At 29.8% G+C, this 22,270-nt stretch carries 15 protein-coding genes; 9 read left to right on the plus strand and 6 right to left on the minus strand.

Features of this window, described 5'->3' with window-relative positions:
- Positions 1 to 45 precede the first annotated feature (45 nt).
- The 3 genes from H0I29_RS04360 to H0I29_RS04370 all read left to right on the plus strand — a co-directional run bounded on the left by H0I29_RS04360 (position 46) and on the right by H0I29_RS04370 (position 4,605).
- Complete coding sequence (locus H0I29_RS04360; RefSeq protein ID WP_218754543.1) at positions 46 to 3,423, plus strand: hypothetical protein; 3,378 nt, start codon at positions 46 to 48, stop codon at positions 3,421 to 3,423.
- A 51-nt stretch (positions 3,424 to 3,474) separates the two neighbouring features.
- Entirely contained in the window at positions 3,475 to 4,038 is a 564-nt protein-coding gene (locus H0I29_RS04365; RefSeq protein ID WP_218731652.1) for a DUF3575 domain-containing protein, read from the plus strand.
- 63 nt (positions 4,039 to 4,101) lie between these two features.
- Positions 4,102 to 4,605, plus strand: coding sequence for a DUF3575 domain-containing protein (locus tag H0I29_RS04370; protein WP_165731828.1), 504 nt, complete (start codon positions 4,102 to 4,104; stop codon positions 4,603 to 4,605).
- Between the two features lie 262 nt (positions 4,606 to 4,867).
- Here H0I29_RS04370 and H0I29_RS04375 read toward each other — a convergent pair whose 3' ends face one another.
- Both H0I29_RS04375 and H0I29_RS04380 read right to left on the minus strand, forming a co-directional pair.
- Positions 4,868 to 6,856, minus strand: a complete 1,989-nt coding sequence (locus tag H0I29_RS04375; protein ID WP_218754544.1) for a hypothetical protein — start codon at positions 6,854 to 6,856, stop codon at positions 4,868 to 4,870.
- 214 nt (positions 6,857 to 7,070) lie between these two features.
- Positions 7,071 to 9,824 carry a TonB-dependent receptor gene (locus tag H0I29_RS04380; protein WP_218754545.1) on the minus strand — a complete coding sequence of 918 codons (2,754 nt, stop codon included), beginning with the start codon at positions 9,822 to 9,824 and terminating at the stop codon, positions 7,071 to 7,073.
- Between the two features lie 337 nt (positions 9,825 to 10,161).
- Between H0I29_RS04380 and H0I29_RS04385 the strand changes: the two genes are divergently transcribed.
- Both H0I29_RS04385 and H0I29_RS04390 read left to right on the plus strand, forming a co-directional pair.
- Positions 10,162 to 11,370, plus strand: a complete 1,209-nt coding sequence (locus H0I29_RS04385) for a porin (protein ID WP_218754546.1) — start codon at positions 10,162 to 10,164, stop codon at positions 11,368 to 11,370.
- Positions 11,371 to 11,452: 82 nt separating this feature from the next.
- Positions 11,453 to 13,708 (plus strand): inorganic phosphate transporter, encoded by a 2,256-nt coding sequence (locus H0I29_RS04390; protein WP_218754547.1) that lies wholly within the window; start codon positions 11,453 to 11,455, stop codon positions 13,706 to 13,708.
- A gap of 366 nt (positions 13,709 to 14,074) precedes the next feature.
- Here the strand turns inward: H0I29_RS04390 and H0I29_RS04395 are convergent, their stop codons facing one another.
- Positions 14,075 to 16,276, minus strand: a complete 2,202-nt coding sequence (locus H0I29_RS04395) for a patatin-like phospholipase family protein (RefSeq protein ID WP_218754548.1) — start codon at positions 16,274 to 16,276, stop codon at positions 14,075 to 14,077.
- A complete protein-coding gene (gene uvrC, locus H0I29_RS04400; protein ID WP_218754549.1) occupies positions 16,273 to 18,069 on the minus strand; it encodes an excinuclease ABC subunit UvrC in 1,797 nt (598 codons plus the stop codon). Before uvrC ends, H0I29_RS04395 begins: the two co-directional genes overlap by 4 nt.
- A 169-nt stretch (positions 18,070 to 18,238) precedes the next feature.
- On the opposite strand from uvrC, the gene H0I29_RS04405 reads away from it, so the two are divergent.
- The 4 genes from H0I29_RS04405 (at position 18,239) to H0I29_RS04420 (ending at position 20,859) form a co-directional block, all read left to right on the plus strand.
- Positions 18,239 to 18,601, plus strand: coding sequence for a hypothetical protein (locus tag H0I29_RS04405; RefSeq protein ID WP_218754550.1), 363 nt, complete (start codon positions 18,239 to 18,241; stop codon positions 18,599 to 18,601).
- A gap of 10 nt (positions 18,602 to 18,611) precedes the next feature.
- On the plus strand, positions 18,612 to 19,280 hold the full coding sequence (locus H0I29_RS04410) for a hypothetical protein (RefSeq protein WP_218754551.1): 669 nt from the start codon (positions 18,612 to 18,614) through the stop codon (positions 19,278 to 19,280).
- Between the two features lie 96 nt (positions 19,281 to 19,376).
- On the plus strand, positions 19,377 to 20,168 hold the full coding sequence (locus H0I29_RS04415) for a sensor histidine kinase (RefSeq protein ID WP_218754552.1): 792 nt from the start codon (positions 19,377 to 19,379) through the stop codon (positions 20,166 to 20,168).
- 10 nt (positions 20,169 to 20,178) lie between these two features.
- Complete coding sequence (locus tag H0I29_RS04420) at positions 20,179 to 20,859, plus strand: response regulator transcription factor (RefSeq protein WP_218755190.1); 681 nt, start codon at positions 20,179 to 20,181, stop codon at positions 20,857 to 20,859.
- 153 nt (positions 20,860 to 21,012) lie between these two features.
- On the opposite strand, the gene H0I29_RS04425 is transcribed toward H0I29_RS04420, so the two are convergent.
- Entirely contained in the window at positions 21,013 to 21,612 is a 600-nt protein-coding gene (locus H0I29_RS04425; RefSeq protein ID WP_218731662.1) for a DUF4230 domain-containing protein, read from the minus strand.
- Positions 21,613 to 21,643: 31 nt separating this feature from the next.
- A complete protein-coding gene (locus H0I29_RS04430; RefSeq protein ID WP_218754553.1) occupies positions 21,644 to 22,264 on the minus strand; it encodes a lipoprotein signal peptidase in 621 nt (206 codons plus the stop codon).
- Between the last annotated feature and the right edge of the window lie 6 nt (positions 22,265 to 22,270).

The raw sequence follows: 22,270 nt of genomic DNA on the forward strand, positions 1-22,270 counted from the left end.
AAACATTAAAAAACATATTTTTACGTTTAGAACATATAGTTTTTTATGATTCAAAGAGTTCTCTTCTTCTTTTTACTTTTTATTGGATTCTCAATCCAATCTCAAACTGTATCTAAAGATTTTAGAGTGCAAAAATATTTGATTGAAAAAGATACCATTCAATTAGATTCTGTGGCTTTAAATCCGCAGAAATTTAAAGTAGTCAATGCTTTTTCAAAGGAAATTCCTTTTTCTGAATATACCATCGATTTTAGCAATGCTATTTTAATTATCAACTCAAAAAAATATACAGAAATTACGGTTGAATATTTTAGGCTTCCAGATTTTATTACTAAAGTTTACACACCTTTTGATGATAAATTTATCCTACCAAATGGCACAAATACGGGTAAATTATACAGTTTAACCACCAATAAAAAAGCATCGGACATAAAATTATTTGATGGTTTACAAACCAAAGGATTTATCACTAGAGGAATTACTTCTGGTAATAACCAGAATGCAGTAACAAACTCTGCTTTAGATTTAGAAATATCGGGTAAACTCTCTAAAGACGTTACCTTAAGAGCCAATATTTTTGACACCAATATTCCCATTCAAGAAAATGGATATTCACAAAATATTACTGATTTCGATCGTATTTTTATTGAAATGTTTACAGATAATTGGCGCGTAAAAGCAGGTGATATTTCATTACAAAACACCAAAAGTTACTTCTTACCTTTTACCAAACAAGTTTCTGGTTTATTGGTAGAAGCCCAGCTAAACGACAATTTTAAAGTTGCTGCTTCTGGTGCAGTTGTAAGAGGACGATTTAGCTCGTATAACATTACAAGTGTAGAAGGCAACCAAGGTCCTTATAAAATTTTAGGAGCCAATAATGAAACTGCTATTTTAATTATTGAAGGTAGCGAGAAGGTATTTATCAACGGAATTCAGATTAAACGTGGAGAAGAAAACGATTATACCATCGATTATAATCTTGGAGAAATAGAGTTCAACACTACTTATCCAATCACCAATGATATGAGAATTCAGATTGATTTTCAGTATTCAGAAAGAAACTATACGCGTTTTATAACATATGATGAAGCTTCCTATGAAGGTGAAAAATTTAGCATCGCTGGTTATTTTTATTCGGAGAATGATGCTAAAAACCAACCCATTCAGCAAAATTTAACTACAGAACAAAAGCAAATCTTAGAAAGTGCAGGTAACAATACAGATTTAATGATTGCAGAAAGTGCCTATGAAGATGCTTTTAATGATAATAAAATCTTGTATAAAAAGGTACTTAATGGAAGTGAAGAAATTTTTGAATATTCCAACAACGCTACAGATGAATTGTACACGGTAACTTTTTCTAATGTTGGTAACAATTTAGGAGATTATGTTTTAGATGAAACCACAGCAATCGGTAATATCTTTTTGTTTGTGGGCACAAATCAAGGGAGTTACAATCCTATCATCCGTTTAACTCCACCAACAAAATCTCAGTTGTTTATCGTACAATCTGCATACAATCCTTCAGAAAAAACGATTATTAATACAGAAGTTGCACTTAGTAATAATGATGCCAATTTGTTTTCTACCATAGATGATGCCCAAAATAAAGCCATTGCAACAAAGGTAAATTGGCAGCAAACTTTAATTGATAAAAAATGGCAATTACAGAGTAATATGAGTCATGAATTTGTACAAAATAATTTTAAAACTGCACAACGTTGGGAATCTGTAGAGTTTAATAGAGATTGGAATATCTTAACAAACGACGCTACTAAAAGTTATTTTCAATCGGAATTTAGTTTACAAAATAAAAAGGAAGATTTTATTTTATATCGATACAACAACTTAACATATAAAGATATTTTTTCTGGTAACAAACATGAACTACAATCTAAAATGAAGTTAAAAAACACTTCTTTTTATGTAAATGGTAGTTTTTTAAAAAATACCTCAACCACAGAAGATAACTCCTTTTTTACAGCAAAAGCGAAAGCAGAACACGATTTTAATAAAAAATGGTTGGGTGCGTTTATTAATTTTGAAACCAATAGTAGAAAAGATATTACTTCACAAGAATTTATCAATACAAGTCATAAATTTAAAGAATATGAAACTTATTTTGGTATTGGAGACTCTACCAATGTGTTTGCTAAAATGGGGTTTAATTACAGAAATAACGACAGTATAAAATCGAATAGTTTTACAGAAATCAACAATAGAAAAACGTTTTACATCAACAGTAAAATCATTCAGAACAAACAAACCAATTTAAGTGTTTTTGCCAATTACAGACTTACAGAAAACAAGTTTACAGACAATGAAAAATCGTTAAATTCTAAAGTTGTTTTTAATCAGGAATTATTTAATAGTTTTATCAATTTAGGAACCGTTTATGAAACCTCATCGGGTAACGTTGCCCAACAAGAATATATTTACGTAAAAACAGAACCTGGTTTAGGCTATTATACTTGGATAGATTATAACAGCGACGGCGTTAAGGATTTTGATGAATTTGAAGTTGCAGAATTTCAAGACCAAGCAGAATATTTGCGTTTACCAAAACCAAACTTACAATTTATTGCTACGCAACGTGCAAAATTTACACAGTCTATAACATTAAATCCAAGAATTTGGACAGCTAAAAATGGGATTAAAAAATTGCTTTCTAATTTTTACAATCAGAGTTTTTTAAGTGTAGAAAATGAACAGCAAAGAATAGGAAATTCTTTTAATTTTAATCCTTTTGATTTTGATGAAAGTAAACTGATTGGTTTAAATTTCAGTCTTAGAAATAGTCTTTATTTCAACAGAAATCTTCAAAAATATAGCACAACCTACACCTACGGAAAAAACAGAAATAAGCAACAATACTTTATAGGAAACCAAGAAAACAACATTGAGTTACATCAGCTAGATTTTGCACATAAATTTGCAACTTTTTGGTTGCTTGAGTTAATGGGGAAAACCGCTGAAAACGATTTAAAAACAGCCAATTTTAACAATAGAAACTATACAATTAATGCCATCGAATTTCAACCAAAAATTAGTTTTTTATACAATGATAGCAATCGTTTAACGGCTTTTTATCACTTTAAAAACAAAGAGAACCAACTGGCAGATTTTGAACATTTGAAGCAACAAAAATTCGGAATTGAATATTTCTACATCAACAGTAAAAAGAATCAAATTTCTGCCAACGCAAACGTGTTTTTGAATGACTTTACAGGAGATACCAACTCGCCCGTTGCCTACCAAATGTTAGAAGGTTTACAAGATGGAAAAAATTACACTTGGAATCTTTTATTCAATCAAAAATTAAATACTTTTTTAAATCTGAATTTATCTTATTTGGGTAGAAAGAGTGAAAGCACAAAAACAATCCATACCGGAAGTGTGCAATTAAGAGCTATTTTTTAGAAACTTGGGTACTTTTTTAATACGTTTGTTACATCAACCAAAAAATCTATTATGAAAAAAATTACATTATTTCTTCTATTGTTTACTTCAGCAATTTCTATTGCTCAAGAAAAAGAAGAACAACATCCACAAGACATCAATAAAAAACACGAAGTAAAATTAAATGTATTAGGTGCGCTAGCTTTTGAATGGATAGATGTTTCTTATGAATATTTAATTAATGATGAATCTTCTTTTGGAGTTGGAGTTCTAGTTGGGTTTGACAAAAATGAAGATGTAGATGAGTATCGAAAATTTTCTTTAACGCCTTTTTATAGAAGATACTTCTCTAGCAAATTTGCAAGAGGTTTTTTTGTAGAAGGTTTTGGAATGTTGCATTCTTATGAAAACAATAATTACGACTATTATATTGATGGTTATGGAAATTATAATAGTTCTTATAATGGAGATACTAAAACGGAATTTGCTGTTGGTATTTCTGTTGGAGGAAAATTTATTTCTAAAAAAGGCTTTACAACAGAAATATATTTAGGGTTAGGACGCAATTTAGGTGGAGATAATAGCTCTTTAGAGGCTGTAGGTAGAGGTGGAATCTCTTTAGGATATAGATTCTAAAACCAATCTTATTTATTAGATTTGCACTCTATAAAAATCATTAAATACAAAAAAACAAAAAACATGAAAAAATTACTTTTAGCTTTCGGACTTTTAGCGAGTACTTTAAGCTACGCACAACAAGAAATTAAATTAGACATTGGAGATGCATTGGTTATAAAAAGTTTAGAGTTTTCGTATGAGAACTACATCTCTGAAAGTTCTTCTTTTGGTATTTCTGCTTTATTTAACTTAGCCAATCAAGATGATAGTTTTAGATACAATGAAAACACTATGATTACACCTTATTACCGTAATTATTTTTCTACAAACGAAGAATGGAACTTTTTTGGTGAAGCTTTTTTAGGAATCAATTCTGGAAAAGAAGAATCTGATGAAGAAAACAACCCTGGAGTTTACGATAACAAATATACAGATGGTGCCTTAGGTGTTGCTGTTGGTACAAAGTATATTACAGGAAGTGGTTTAACTATTGATGTACACGCTGGTGTTGGTAGAAACTTATTTGGATCTGACTCACCTACTTTAGTACCTAGATTAGGTGTTAATATTGGTTGGAGATTCTAATACATTTCTTACTTTATAAAACAAAAAACGCACTCTAAGGTGCGTTTTTTTTGTTACCTATACAACTATACTTTCCCGAATAACATCCTTTTAAACTTCTGTATACATCAATTTGAATACACCTAGAAGTACTGTTTATAAATGGTTAGAGAATAGCTTTTATTTACACTGTACAATATGAAATAAAAAAATCTCTTGAAGCAATGCTTCAAGAGATTTTAAGAAATATATAATTAAGTAATTTTACAATTACCAAAGTTTATTATAAACCTGCATTAACCCAAGTCCAAGAAGTAACATCTACTTGTGTACCTGTATTATAAGCAGCTGTAGTAGTTGCAGCAGCTCCTTCAATTACAACGTTAGCTAAAGGACCATCATCTCTCATGTCTATGTTAGTATCATAACCTTCTAAATATAAGTTAGTAATAGTACCACCAGATGTAGCTTTAAACTGTAAAGCCGTTCCACCAACAGTAGAGATAGCAGTAATATTAGTAAATGTAGGGTTTGCGTTAGCTTTATCACCCTCAAAAACAGTAGAAAAACCAGCAACAGAATGAGAAATATAAGCGTTCGTTACAGAACCAGACCAAGACTCTGTCCAATCTATAGAATCATCACTATTGTTTTCTAAGTATAAGTTAGATACAGAAACAGTACCACCAAAGAACTCAACACCATCATCATCTCCGTTGATTACAGAAACGTTTTCTACAGTAGTTCCAGATCCTACAGCGTAGAAAGAAACTCCATTGTATTGAGATTCTGAATTAATTTGAGCACCAGTACCTTTAATTACTAAATATTTAATAGAACCAGAGCTATCTGCATCATCAGTTCCACCATAAATGAAACCACCTATTTCTGCTTCTGCACCTGCACCTGCACTAGTTGTAGCATTACCACATAAAGTAAGACCTCCCCAATCTCCAGGTTCACCTGAAGCAGAAGACATAACTACTGGATTTGCTGCAGTACCTTGTATGTCTATTTCACCACCTTGTAAAACTGCGATATAAACTCCTGTACCACCATCTCTAGCAGTAATTTTAGTTCCTGCTGGTATTGTTAATTTACCACCATCTTGTACAATATAAGAAGAACTTAATGTATAAGCGATAGAAGCATCTAATGTTACATCACCAGTAACAGCTCCTTGTAATAAGTTAGATTCAAAAGAAACATCAGTATCTACCCAAGGGAAATCTGCTGCAGTAACTGTGGAAATTGCAGAAGTATTTAAAGCATAGAAATATCCGTCTGTTGCTTGATCTTCTGTTAATGCAACTGGAGTATAACCTTGTGAAAAAGTAACGTTAGAAACATCACCACCATCTTTCATGTCTAAATCTACATCATAACCAACTAAAGAAAGACCTGTAATTGTACCTCCAGAAGTAGCTTTGAATTGTAAAGCAGTACCACCAACAGTAGAAACTGCAGTAATATTATCAAAAGTAGGGTTTCCGTTCGCTTTATCTCCTTCAAAAACAGTAGAAAAACCATCTTCTGTATTAGATATATAAGCATTTGAAATGTTACCAGACCATTCTTCTGTCCAGTCGATAGCATCATCTTGTACATTTTCTACATATAAGTTAGTAACTGAAACAGCACCTCCAAAAAATTCTACACCATCATCTGCACCATTAAGTACAGCAATATTGCTAACAGAAGTACCAGAACCTACAGAGTAAAAAGAAATTCCGTTATATTGAGATTCTGAATTAATTTGAGCACCAGTACCAGCTATTTGTAAATAAGAAATAGCTCCAGAACTATCTGCATCATTAGATCCACCATAGATAAAACCACCTACTTCAGCTTCTGCATTTACACCTGCACTAGTAGTAGCGTAACCACAAATAGTTAATCCACCCCATCCGTTAGCTTCTCCTGAAGCTGTAGAAATTACAACTGGGCTAGATTGTGTACCGTTAATATTAATTGCTCCACCTTGTAAAACTGCAATATAAACATCTGTACCACCTTCTAACGCTTCAATTTTAGTACCAGCTGGTATTGTAAAAGTATATCCTTCAGGAACAATAAAAGATGAAGTTAATTTATAAGTAATACTAGCATCTAAAGTAACATCAGAATCTAATCTTCCTTTTAAAATTCCTACTTCTAAATTTTCTTGAACATCAGAATTAAGTAATGCTGGTTCGTCACTAGTACAACTTGCAAAAGTCATAGCAAATGCTAATGCTACAACACTTAAGTTATTAAAAATTGATCTTTTCATTTTTGTTTGTATTGTTTATTGTTTATTTTCATGCAAAGAAACTACTGAACCATTTAAATAACCTTAACTAAATATTAATAATATGTTAGATAAATACGGCTTTGTTAACTAATTGTTACCTCGTTTTAACAGCTAATAACAAATAGTATTTAAAAAAGAAAAAGCCTAGAAGTAAACTTCTAGACTTTTTAAATTATTTAAAAAAATTCTTTAATTAGAAAGCATATTTAACTCCTAAAGTTAATTGAACCCCTTGTTTATAGTTAGAAACTGTTTCATTTGTTTCTATTTCTGTATTTACATTTCTTACGAACTGCGTTTGTTTGATCTCTGGGTTTAATAAGTTTCTACCAACCAATTTAACACTTAATCTATCCGTTAATTCTTTACTTAAAACTAAATCAAGAGAAACAAAACCTTTTTCTATAATTTCGTCATTATAAAGTGTTGCGCTATTCACAAAATCTTCTGGAGATCCCAAAGCAAAAACTTTATCTGATGAATAATTACCTGTTAAAGTTGCAACAAATTCTTTTTCTTTATTACTACTATAACTTAAACTACCATTTGCAATAAGGTCTGAAGCTCCTTGTAAGTTTGATTCTGTTTTTCCTTTATATTGAAAAACATCATCTAAATCTTGGCTAAACCACATTTTAGTTAAGTTCGCATTAAAACCTAAAACAGTATCATCATCTTCATTTTTAATAAAACTTGTTCTAGCTTCTAACTCTAATCCTTTTACTGTTGCTTTCTCTCCTGTATTATAGAAAATAAAGTTACCAGAAGAACCTCTTGACTGGGCCAAGTTAATTGGGTTTTTTATATTTTTATAAAATCCTGTTACAGAGAAAACTTCTCCTCTACTAGGAAAAAACTCCCATTTTAAATCAACATTTATAACATCAGATTTTTCTAAATCTGGATTACCTTTAGAAACACGACCAGTTGGTGAAACATACTCAAAAGGAGATAATTCTTTAAATTCTGGTAAAGTTTGTGTAAGACTTGTTGCAAAACGTATATATTGGTTTTCTGCAACTTCATATTTTAAATTAAGACTTGGAAACAAGTTTTCGTAAGTTTTACTAGTATTACCTATTCTACCTACGTAGTTCGCTACATCCCAAGAAACATTAATTTCGTCTCTCTCGAAACGCAAACCTAAGTTACCCGAAAACTTTTCATTTAAAGTAAAGTTAAAATCTGTAAAAGCAGCTAAAACATTTAGTTCTCCAGAGAAAAGATCTACTTCTCCTATTCTAAGGTTTAAACCATTATCAAAATTAGATTGGACAAAAGTTGAAGATAATTCATCTACAGAAGGTGCTTTATAATTTCTTGCTAAAACTCCAATTGCTTGTGATTTAAAATCTCTTTCTTTCCTTCTATAATTTACACCATAATTAAGCGCAAAAGGCTTATCTCCCTCTTCATTAAGGTTACCAAATTTCCAGTTATTTTTAACATAAGCATTGTACTCTACATCTTCAATTTTTTGAGTAGATTTTCTTTGCTGATAATCTCCTACGTGTGCAAATTGAATTTCTGATGAACTTGCTACATCTAAAATATTAACTTCGTTTCTAATTCTATTTGGTTCTTCTGCTAAAACAAAATTATAACCACCAGCCCAAGTTAACGTATTGTTTTCGTTTAAGTCATGCTCTCCCATTAATTGATTAATAACCATTGTAGTTTGTTTAAAGTTTTGATCTCTAACAAAAGCTCCATCTTGTTGAGGATCTTGATCATAAACAAAACCTAAACCATTTCTTCCTTGTTCATATAAATTATTAGAACTCTTGTTTACAAATAAGGTATTAAACTTAAAACTATTAGCATCATTCAATTTCAATTTAAAGTTAACATAACCAGATGTGTTTGTCTTCGTTGTAAAACTTTCTACATCAGAAAATTTATTATCACTACGGTTTTGTCTAAAACTCTGAAACTCTCCTGAATAATAATCATAAGACTTAGAGTGTGTTGCACTTACATAGAAAGATAAATCTTTACCAAAAATTTCAAATTTTTGAGCAGCCGATAAAGATCCACTATAATTTATAGGTTGTGCAGATATAGTCTCTGTATCCCAACCTTGTCTAGATATTAAATCTTGTAAAGCATATTGTTTTTTATGAAACCCTAAACTTACATCATTATTTGTTATTGTAGTTCTAAAATCTCCATCGTAACCTAATACATTTGTATTTGTTCCTCCGTTTATACCTACAGTATATTCTTTTTTAGAGTAATCTTTTGTTACTACATCTACATTACCAGAAGCTTGATCTGCATAACCAGAAGTTGTATATGTTTTACTAATACCTACATTTTGAATAATATCTGTAGAAAAAAGATTTAAGTTGATGTTTTTCTTTTCAACATCGTCCGAAGGTACAGGTAAACCATTCATAGTAGTCGATAAATATCGATCTCCTAACCCTCTAATAAAGATATCTCCCGTTCCTTGACTTTTTGTAACACCAGAAATTTTAGTTGTTGCAGTTGCAGCATCCGAAACTCCAATTTTAGATAAAGTTTGTGCTCCAATACTTTCTTTAATTACTGTCGCTTTTTTCTGTTCTAATAAAAGTGCAGAAACAGATTCTCTAGACGCAGCAGACATAATAACCACCTCTTCTAAAGAAACGCCTTCTTCTGCAGATAGTATTTGATTAATTGTTACAGTCTCTCCTGCTGCAATTGTAATTGGCTTTTCAATTGTTTTATATCCTAAAAAACTAAAAACAACAGTATGACTCCCTGCTGGTACGTTTAAAGTATAATTTCCATCAAAATCGGTAGTTGTACCCATTGCGGTTCCTTTAATAAGAACGTTTGCAAAAGGCAATGGTTCGTTGTTTGTTTCCCCATCAGATAATATACCCTTTAATGTACCTGTACTTTGTGCTAATAATAATTGGCTAAAAGCTAAAAAAGTAATAAATAAAAATTTTTTCATTTTTTTCGTATAATTTACTGCCGCAAAAGTCCATCGCATTTGTAAATTCTATGTTAGCTTTAAATTATGCTTGCATCACAAAAACATTAACTAAATGTTAAGCGAGTATAAATCGTTAACATTTTTTTAATTTTGAAAAAACATTCATTTTAATTTTTGGTGAGATATTTGAACTATTCTTTAGAAATAAAGATTACCATAAATTAAATTAGTTTTTGTCGACTACAATTTATGATCTACTGCCTCTCACCAAGGCAGTTTTTTTGTTTACTTAATACTAAATTAACTTTAATTTAACATTGTTAACAGTTCTTTGCATCGACAAAAACTAATAATTATGCAATCCCCAGCACTACGTAAAGTAGTAGTTCTCATTATTATGTGTACTTTTTTAAGTATACAAGCACAAGAAACAAACGCACCTAAATTTGGAAATGGCCTCTTTAACTTAGTTGGTAAAGACAGTACCTTTACAATGAAGGTTGGATTAAGATTTCAAACACTAGCAATTTCTAAATGGGATGCAAGTAGTGGGCTATCTAACCCAGAATCTTCTATGTTAATTAGAAGATCTCGCCTAAAGTTTGATGGTTTTGCTTTTTCTCCAAAACTAAAATATAAAGTAGAATTAGGTTTATCTAACAGAGATCAAGCTGGTGCTTCTGAGTTTACACACGATGCACCAAGATATATTTTAGACGCTGTTTTAAAATGGAATTTTTCTGGAAATTTTGTATTATGGTTTGGACAAACAAAGCTTCCTGGAAACAGAGAACGCTTAATCTCGTCTGCCAATATGCAAATGGTAAACAGATCTATATTAAATAGTAATTTTAATATAGACAGAGATATGGGAATTCAATTAAAACACCATTTTAACCTTACAGATCGATTTCTTGTTAAAGAAACAGTTTCAATTGCACAAGGAGAAGGTAGAAATATTACAACAGGTAATATTGGAGGTCATCAATACACTACAAGAATAGAATTATTTCCATTTGGAGATTTTGCCAGTAAAGGAGATTATTTAGGTAGTGATTTAAAATTTGAAAAAGACCCTAGACTGTCTTTAGCTTTTGCTTACGACTTTAACAACAACGCTTCTAAAACAAGAAGTAACCAAGGTTCTTATATGTATAATGATACTGGTTTTTTCTCTACAAATATTTCTACACTTTATTTTGATGCGATGTATAAACATAATGGTTTTTCCTTTATGGCAGAATATGCAAATAGAAACGCAGATGATGCATTAGCTAAAAATTCTGATGGCAGTTTAACTGGTGATGCTGTTCAGGTTGGTAATGGTTTAAATTTACAAACAGGATATTTAGTATCTAAAACAATAGAAGTATCTGCACGATACACCAACGTAACTTTAGACAAAAAAATAACCGGTGAAGGAGCCGAAAATGAATATACCTTAGGAGTATCTAAATACATTGCAGGTCATAAATTAAAAGTACAAACAGACCTAAGCTATACTGATATTGGTTTTAACACAAACAAATTGCGTTTTAGACTACAGGTAGATATTCATTTTTAATATCGATTAAGATAACATAAACATAACATTAGCAATTTTATATGTTTGTAAATTTGCACAACAAAAAAATTAAATAAACAAAATGGGAGATCCATATATTTTAATGTTAGTAGCTCTAGCTATTTTAGCTATAGTAGATTTAGTTATAGGAGTTAGTAATGACGCCGTTAACTTCTTAAATTCAGCCATAGGCTCAAAAGCAATATCTGTAAGAAATATTATGATAATTGCAAGTTTAGGGGTGTTTTTTGGTGCCGTTACCTCTAGTGGAATGATGGAAGTTGCACGTAAAGGAATTTTTAACCCTAACATGTTTATGTTTCAAGATATTATGTTCATTTTTATGGCCGTAATGATTACAGATATTTTATTACTAGATATCTTTAACACGCTCGGGATGCCTACATCTACAACCGTTTCTATTGTATTTGAACTTTTAGGAGCTGCCGTTTGTATTTCTTTAATAAAAATATCTGCTAACGAAGCACAATCTATTTCAGATATTTGGAGCTATATTAACCATGAAAAAGCTTTTGAAATTATTAATGGAATACTATTATCCGTTGTCGTCGCATTCTCTGTAGGTGCACTTGTACAGTTTGTATCAAGACTTATTTATACTTTTAACTTTAATAAGAGAGCTACTTATATCAGTGCGCTATTTGGTGGATTTGCAATTACTGCAATTACCTACTTTATCATTATAAAAGGAATGAAAGGAACTCCTTGGTATTCTGATATAGCACATTTAATTGAAGGAAACACATTAGCTATTATTTTAGGAAGTTTTGTTATCTGGGCTATAATTTCTCAAATTTTAATTCAGTTTTTTAAAGTTAATATTTTAAAATTGATTATTGGAGTTGGTACATTTTCTTTAGCAATGGCTTTCTCTGGAAATGACTTGGTAAACTTTGTAGGGGTACCAATTGCAGCATGGAACTCCTACCAGTCTTGGAGTATTTCTGGTATTGAAGCAGATGCATTTTCTATGGGTATTTTAGCAAAAAAAGTACCTTCTAACATTTGGTTATTATTAATTGCAGGAGCTATAATGGTGGTTACTTTATGGACTTCTAGTAAAGCACAAAATGTAATAAAAACAGGTATCGATTTATCTCGTCAGGGAGAAGGACATGAAAAATTTCAGCCAAACCCTTTATCTAGAGTTGTGGTAAGATTTGCAATGGGTCTTAATTTTGGAATTGCTAAAATTTTCCCGAAAAAGGCATTGAATTATGTAGATTCTAAGTTTCAAAAACCGGTAATAGAATTACCGAAAGATAAAACATACGAATTACCTGCTTTCGATTTAGTAAGAGCTTCTGTTAACTTAATTGTTGCTGGTATCTTAATATCTATTGCAACTTCTATGAAATTACCATTGTCTACTACTTATGTAACATTTATGGTTGCTATGGGTACTTCTTTGGCAGATAGAGCTTGGGGACGTGAAAGTGCAGTTTATAGAGTTGCCGGAGTAATAAATGTTGTTGGTGGATGGTTTTTAACCGCAATTACAGCCTTTTTAGCTGCAGCTTTAGTAGCATATTTAATTAGTTGGGATATGGTTATGATTCCTATTCTATTGGCGCTTGTTGCATTCTTAATTGGAAGAAACAGTCTAATTCACAGAAGAAAATCTAAAGAAGTAAAAAAACAAGTATATATAGAAAGAGCAGAATTAATTACTATTAATGGAGTAATTGAAGAAAGTGCAGATCATATTTCTGAAGTTATAAACCGTGTAAATAAATTATATACCAATGTGGTAAATGATTTAGCAAACCACGATTTAAATAAATTACGTAAAACAGACAAACACGTTGCCAAACTTAATGATGAAATAGATGGTTTAAAAGATGGCGTTTTCTATTTTATTAAATCTTTAGATGAAACGTCTGTAGAAGCAAGTAGATTTTATATTATGGTTTTAGGCTATTTACAAGATATAGCGCAATCTATTAGTTATATTTCTAGAGCAAGCTACAAACATGTAAATAACAATCATAAAAACTTAAAGAAAGGTCAAATAAAAGATTTAAAAACTATTGATGTTGCTTTATCTGCTTTATTAACTAAAGAAGCGGCTATTTTCGAAAATAGAGAATTAGACAATTTAAATAGCCTATTAATAGAAAAGAATGAGTTGTTACAAAGCGTAAGATCTTCTATTGAAAAACAAGTTGCAAGAATTAGAACAGATGAAACTAGTCCTAAAAACACAACTTTATACTTTAGTGTATTGTTAGAAACAAAAGATTTAATTAAAGCTTTAATGAGCTTATTAGAAACGTATGAAGAGTTTCACTTAAGCACAAAACAAGTAAAATTATAATCTATTTATAAGTAACAAAAAAAACCATGAAGAGTGCTTCATGGTTTTTTTTTGCTATTTACTTTATAGCTTTCTAAATACAATTGTTCTTAAGTATAGTGAATAGAAAGCAAACAGTAACAACGTGTAAGTTAAAGGTGTTTAAAAGCATAACTACACACAAATAAGAGCAAGCCTTATACTACTTATTCCATAAAGAAATTCTTTATTATGAGGTTTTAAAACCCAGACACGTTTAATATCCATGTCTATTTCGTTTAGTATACAATGGAGTAATTACAAAAGAGAAATCTAGTATTATAATAATATTAACAGGTAATAAAAGTTAATTTTAGAAGTGTATTACTAATATTTATAGCCTTATTTCTAAAACCAAAAACCTAAATTAAACAACCAATATTGTTCTTTGTTATCTGGAGACCAAGTATATTTTATTTCTAAAGGACCAACAAAAGAATTAAAACTATACCCAACAGCGTAACCAGATTTAACATCAGTAAAAAGGTCTATGTTTTTAAAAACATTTTCATCTAAACGTCCGTAATTGGCTATAAATATTGCATAATGTTTACTAGCAAAAGCATATCTTAAATTAAACTCGGTTTTTATATAAGTATTATCTGAAAGCTCCCCAAACTCATAGCCGTAGAAAGGCACAAAAGTGTTAATATAGTTCTGGTTATATCCTCCCAAATAAAAATCAAAAACATCAGAATCTACATCGTTTAATGTAAAACCAGCTTCACTTGTTACTTGTAGCGTAAGTTTATCTAAAAAGGTAGTAGCAAAACCTAGAGTTCCTTTTGTTTGGGCAAATTGCGAGAAATCATCATTATGATCTGATGAAACCATGTACCACTTAAAGTTTAAGTCTGCAAAATATCCTTTTGTAGGAAAATATTTTTTATCATAAGAATCTAACTTCAAATAGCCAAAAGAATTAAAATAGTTACTATTATCAAAAACAGTAGCTTCATTAGCTTCAGAAGCAATTGTTTCTGTAGTTGCTTTTACATATTTATACTCTACACCTAAACCTAGAGCAAATCTTCTATTAAAAGTTGTTTGCAGAAAAAATTGATTGGTAATATCTGTATATTTTAAATTAATACTGCTAACAGTAGGAAACTGAGATATAATGGAATTAAACTTAGAGTTTGTTCTAAAATGATTGTACCTAGATCTAAAACCATAACTAACATAAAATCCATTATCTACAAAATAATCTAAATTATACCTTAAATTATCTCCTAAAACAAGGTTCAAAGAAAGCATATCATTATTCAATAGAAAGTGTTTCTTATTATAATTTGCCAAAAGACCAGACTTATATAAATAATCATAATGGACACCTAATTTTAGATTAGCACTCCCACTTGATTCGTTTAAATTCAATTTTAAGTTATACGTATTATCTTCTTTTTTAATTAAATTATACGTTATTCGTTCGTAATTTTTTGTAGCAGATAAGAGGTGAATTCTTTTTGTAATTTCCTTTCTTGTTAAACTATCTCCTTTTTTTATCTTTATTTTACCTAAAACAAAAGCTCTTGTATAGATATTACTACCAGACAAATTAATATCAGTAATTGAAAATTTCTCTTTATCAAAATTTAACTTTTTACGTTCTCTTTTATGTACTTGCTTTTCTGCTAATTTTTTAAAAACATTGCTAAATTTCTTTCCTTCTTTAATTCCTATTTCTAAAATATTTTCTTTGTCATCAAAACTAACCACATTATAATCATTGACAACGGGATGAATATAAACGTCTAATTTTTCTTTTTCTATGTCTGTAGTTTTATACATCTGATAACTAACTATCTGATTTAAAAGAGCCACAATAGAATTAAGATTCTCTTTTTCATATAAATTACCTTCCACATCAACTCCTATCACAACATCAACTCCTTTAGACTTCATGATACTAATAGGAAAATTATTAGCTATCCCGCCATCTACCAATAATTTATCATCTACAACAACCGGATTTAATAACGTTGGGAAAGATCCACTAGCCCTTAAAGCCAAAGGCAAAGAACCCTTTTCTAATAAGACAGGACTCCCATTTTCTACATCTGTAGCAATACAAAAGAAAGGAATAGGAAATTTTTTAAAATCATTAATAAGTTCTACTGATGATGATAATTCTGTTAAAAAATTTAATACATTCTGACCTTTAGAAACGGCCACCGGAAAACCTATGGAGCCTTTGTTAACAGGCAAAGTAATTACTGTTTTTTCGCCAAATTCTTTTTCAAAAAAAGGTTCAGAATTTCGAGGCAACTTATCTTGTAAAAGTGTCATAAAATCGGTTTCTAAAACAATCTGCTCTATCTGGTCACCAGAATATCCTATTGAATATAAACCTCCAATAATTGCCCCCATACTGGTACCACCTATATAGTCTATTTGTAAACCAGCTTTGTCAATTTCTTTTAAAACCCCAATATGAGCAAAACCTTTTGCACCTCCTCCACTTAGAACCAAACCTACTTTTGGTTGCTTTTCTTGACTATTTAGAGTTATAGAAAGCAACAATAAAAAGGCTAATATTTGTTTTTTCATTTTTTCTTAGGTTGAAAATATTCATATACTTTTATAGCTCTTGCGTTTCCTATAACTTCTTTTAGTTCTTCTAAAGTAGCTTCTTTAACACGTTTTGCCGACTTAAATTTACGCAATAAGGTTGTAATGGTTTGCTCACCAACATCTGGTATTTGTTCTAACTCAGATTTTATAGCACTTTTACTTCGTTTATTTCTGTGAAAGGTAATTCCGAATCTGTGTGCCTCGTTTCTTAGATATTGCGTAATCTTTAATGTTTCAGATTTTTTATCTAAATATAAAGGTATTGGATCTCCTGGATAATAAATTTCTTCTAATCTTTTTGCTATTCCTATAATGGCTATTTTACCCCTTAAACCTAAACTTTCTAACGCTTTTAAACCAGATGATAATTGTCCTTTTCCACCATCCACAATAATTAATTGTGGCAAAGGTTGTTCTTCTTCTAACAAACGCTTGTATCTTCTGTAAACAACCTCTTCCATAGATGCAAAATCGTCTGGTCCATCAACTGTTTTAATATTATAATGTCTGTAATCTTTTTTACTTGGTTTTCCGTCTTTAAAAACTACACAAGCAGCAACAGGATTTGTACCCTGAATGTTAGAGTTATCGAAACACTCTATATGACGTGGCTCTACAGATAAACGCAAATCTTTTTTCATTTGCGACATAATTCTTTTTACATGTCTGTCTGGATCTACAATCTGTACCTGCTTAAATTGTTCTTGTCGATAATATTTTGCATTTCTTTCAGACAATTCTACAATACGCTTTTTATCGCCTAATTTTGGGACGGTAACTTTTAATGTTTCACCTAAATCTACTTTAAAAGGAACATAAATTTCTGGCGATTGAGAATCGAAACGTTGTCTAATTTCAACAATAAACAATTCTAATAACTCTTTATCCGTTTCATCTAACTTTTTCTTAATTTCTGTAGTGTGAGACTGAATAATAGATCCGTTAGAAATTTTTAAGAAATTAGCATATCCATGTGTTTCATCAGAAATAATAGAAAAAACATCTACATTATTTATAGACGGATTTATAATGGTACTTTTAGATTGATAATTGCTTAATAGATGAAGTTTCTCTTTAATTTTCTGTGCTTCTTCAAACTCCATTTTTTCTGCAAAATTTAACATCATTTCGTTAAACTTCTCTAAGCTTTCTTTAAAGTTACCTTTAATAATATTTCTAATTTCTACGATAGAATTGTTGTAATGAGTCTCGGTTTCTAGGCCTTCGCAAGGACCTTTACAATTTTTTAAATGATACTCTAAACATACTTTATACTTTCCTTCATTTATATTTTGATGGCTTAAATCGTATTTACAGGTTCTTAGCGGATACAACTCCTTAATTAAATCTAACAGAACCCTAACCGTTTTTATAGAAGTATACGGACCAAAATATTCCGAACCATCTTTTATAACTCTTCGGGTCATAAAAACTCTAGGAAAACGTTCTTTTTTAATGCAAAGCCAAGGATACGATTTATCATCCTTTAGTAAAACATTGTAACGCGGTTTGTATTTTTTAATTAAATTGTTCTCTAACAATAAGGCATCTGTTTCTGTATTTACAACAATATGCTTTATACGAACAATCTTTTTTACTAAAACTCTCGTCTTGCCGTTCTCATGATTCTTATTAAAATAAGAAGCCACTCTTTTCTTTAAATTTTTAGCTTTACCAACATAAATAATAACGTCTTCTTTATCAAAATACTGATAAACTCCGGGTTCATTTGGTAACGTTTTAATTTGTAGTTCTAAGGGTGTAGGCATGGAACGAAATTACACATTTTTAAACATCCGGAATATAAAAAGAAGTTTAAAAAAAAGAGGAAAACTGTTTTTTATATTTAAAATTACGTATTAATAGGGCATCTTAGTTATTTTCTATACTTTTAAAACCTAACTAAAATTATTTATTAACTACCGATACAAACTAATCATGGCAAAAAAAAACACTATTTCATTAAAAACAGCTAAAAAATGGACCAAAAGATGGCGCAAAATGGAAGGCACCTATAATGCACACCGAGATTGCAGAGCTTTTAACATTCCTTTAGAAGATTTAAAAGGAGTAATTGCAGAGGGAGCCGTAACAGTAAGAGCCTATTTAGGGGTTCATAAACGCAAAATTGAAGGAGAAACTGTTTTTGAAGAAAAATTAATTATTGTGGGTGTAGATGCTGAAGGAAAAGATATGATTTCTTCTAAGGATGGTGAAAATCTAGATTCAAAAAGTGATTTTATTTATGATTTGACGACTCCTTGTCCGGATAAATGTGACACTGAAAGTCCTTTAAATTAAGCTACCTAATATGACTTTTGATGATTTTGTAATAAATGCTGGCTATACTGTATTAGCTTTAAATACACTAGTTTTTATTATAAGCTATAATAAAAAATACAAAGCACTAAAATACTTTATTATGTATTTATTGCTTTGTCTTTTTATTCAGTTTTTATCTAACATTTTAAATTCGTTAAACAATTACAACCTTTTTTTAAGTCATTATTTTTTTATTGGTCAGTTTATTTTTTTAAGCCTATTCTTTTCCTCTCTTATTGATTTTAAAAAGTATAAGCCCTTCATTTTTTTTTTAACGTTTATAACAGCAGCATCTTTTATTATATATCTTTATAATTTTCCTGAAAATCTAAATAGATGGAGTGTTTTAGAAATTGCAACTACATCAATACCGTTATTATTTTACAGCTTTTTCTTTTTTCTAAAAAAAATAGATGATAATAAAAATAGAAAATACATTTATTTTAACTCTGGTTTCTTTGTCTATACGTTGTGTAGTACACTAATCTTCACATTAGGAAATATAGGTTCTAGGGAGTTAAAGTTTTATGTTTGGCAGTTTAATTCTATTTTATACCTAATTTTTCAGATAATGATTTTTGTAGAATGGTATAAAAACTTTAGAAAACCAATTCGTAAAGAACACAACCAACTATTTGCATCAAAAAATACAGATTAAATTTATAGATAGTTCTATTACAAAGTAATAAAACGACAATTTTGAAAATAAAATTATTTTTATGTAACTTCGTTTTCTTTGATTTAAACCCCCCAAATGAAAAAACTCCTTATTCAAGAAAACCAAGTGGTACTTATCGCTTTAATAGGAGTTTTATTACTTCTATTTATGGGAGTTGCGCTCTTACTATTTTTCTTCTCCTCAAGAAAAAAAATTGTAGACAAAGAACTAGAGAAAAAGAATTTAGAAGTAACACATCAAAAAGAAATTATACAATCTATCATCATAACTCAAGAAGAAGAGCGCAAACGTATTGCACAAGATTTACATGACGATATTAGTTCTAAACTAAATGTAATTAACTTAAATGCAAACCTTTTAAAAGACGGAGATCTGTCTCCAGAAGAATACCTTATAGTTAACAATGGTATTTTAGAAGCTACAGATAAAACCTTAGAAAGTGCTCGTAAAATTGCACATAATTTACTACCACCAATTTTAGAAGAATTTGGGCTTAAAGATGCCATAGAAGAACTTGCAGACTCTTTTAATAATAGTAGAAAAATTAATATACTTTACAATATAAAATACACTAAGCAACATTTAAACCCACAAAATGAATTACATCTCTTTAGAATTACTCAAGAATTAATTAATAATTCTATAAGACATGGTAAAGCAAAAAAGAGTACTTTAAATATTTCTCATAAAGACAACAACCTTATTTTTAGCTATACAGACAACGGTATTGGTTTTAATTCTGATAAAAAAGAAAATAAAAAAGGCCTTGGTATGAAAAATATAGAAAGTAGGGTTTCTTTATTGAATGGACGATATAGTATTGGAAGTGAAGTAGGTAAAGGATTTAATATCTTAATTGTAATATAACCCCCAAATGATGAATAAAATTAATATCATAATTGCTGATGATGAAGAACTTTTTAGAAAAGGTATCCGATTTTTATTAGAAAGAGAAAATAACTTTAGCATTACTTATGAAGCAGAAAATGGTAAAGAATTAATTGATTTTCTATCTTATACAGAACATACTCCAGATATTATTTTAATGGATTTAAAAATGCCCGAAATGAATGGTGTAGAAGCTACTAAAAAAATTCATAAGACACACCCAAACATTAAGATAATTGCTTTAACTAGTTTTGATGGAAAATCTTTTATAACCAATATGATTGATGTTGGCGCCTCATCTTACCTACTTAAAAACACAAGTCCTAAAATGGTAATTCACACCATTAATGAAGTATTTAATAAAGGTTTTTATTATGATGAGAAAGTTTTAAAAATTATTCAAGAAAATATTAATTCATCTAGTGGAAAACGCATAAAAATCGATTTAGATAAAAAATTACTTTCTAAAAGAGAAATTGATGTTTTAGAATTAATTTGCGACCAATGTACTACTGCAGAAATTGCAGACAAACTTTTTATTAGCCCCAGAACCGTAGAAGGTCATAGAAACAACTTATTACTTAAAACGCATTCTAAAAACGTTGCAGGTTTAGTTATTTACGGTATTCAGAAGAAATTAATAGAAGTTACTCCAGATTTTAATATCTAAAAGACGGTTAAGTTTATAATAAACTATGGTAAATATGCAGCTTTAAAAGCTCAAGCTTCAAGTCTCTAAAGAGCTAAGGATAGATTTTAATAAAAAAGGATTATAAACACAATGTAAAAGCTCTCAAATTTATTTTTGAGGGCTTTTTTAAACTTAATTTTTAAAATTACTTAAAAATCCAGAATTGGTATTGTCTATAACTTGCCAATTATAAACTGCAGAAAGTTGATAGATTTTAGACAACTCCTCTAACAATCTTATTTTTGCTTTTTCTTTTAAATCTGTAACTTCAATAGTTTCTTTAATCTTTTCGATACTTGTTTTGTTAATTTTATTCAAATCGTACTTAGAAAAAGTATTAAACTGACTTTGTTGTAAATCGAAATATTTTATATCAGGAGAAATTACAACCTCTTCTTTCGGTATTTTATTGATGTAAATTTTCTTACCTACAGAATCTATCTGAATTTCTAATTTAGATAAATCATAACCAACCTCTACAGTCGCATTTACAGTTACGATGGCTTTTTTATCAAAAGAAAGATAATCGTAAAAGTATTTTTTAGAGTCTGAGTAATTATAAACTTCAGAAAAAGTTCCTTTAGAAACAACAAGCTTACTCAAATTCTTAATAGAAGTTACGACTACTTGTATTTCTTCTTGTTTATGATTCCTCTCTTTTTTATCGTACCAAAATTTGGCGATAAAAAAACCAAAAAGAAAAACAGCCAGGTATTTTAGAAAGCTATTCATATTCTTAAACTTTCTTTAAAGATATAAAAGATTATTCTTTTAAAACAACTTCCTCCTCTTTAGGAAAAGCTTGTTTGCTAAAAATAAACAACAAAGCCACACCAATACTTATAAAAGCATCTGCAGGATTAAATATATATTGAAAAAAAGTAAACATTTCTCCACCCATAACAGGAATCCAATCTGGCAAAACACCTTGCCATAAAGGAAAATAAAACATATCTACTACTCTACCATGAAATAATTCGCCATAAGGTTTCTCTGCAAATAGTGTTGCTACTTTATGGTTAGATCCATCAAAAATAATTCCGTAAAAAACAGAATCGATGATATTACCAACTGCTCCAGAAAAGATTAAAGCAATCGCTATAATTACGGCATTGTGTACCTTCTTTTTAATGTTTTGTATTAACCAATAGATAATTCCAGATACTGCAATCAATCTAAATAAGGTTAAAAAGAGTTTTCCTCCTTTGCCTCCAAACTCAAACCCCATTGCCATACCATTGTTTTCTGTAAAATGGATTCTAAACCAATCGAAAACAACCACTTCTTCACCTAAAATAAAATGTGTTTTAACATAAATTTTAATTACTTGATCTAAAATAATTGCGATAAAAATAATTAGAATAGCAAGACTCTTTTTTGACATCTGTTT

Origin of the sequence: Polaribacter sp. R2A056_3_33, assembly GCF_019278485.1 — a bacterium.
GTDB lineage: Bacteria > Bacteroidota > Bacteroidia > Flavobacteriales > Flavobacteriaceae > Polaribacter.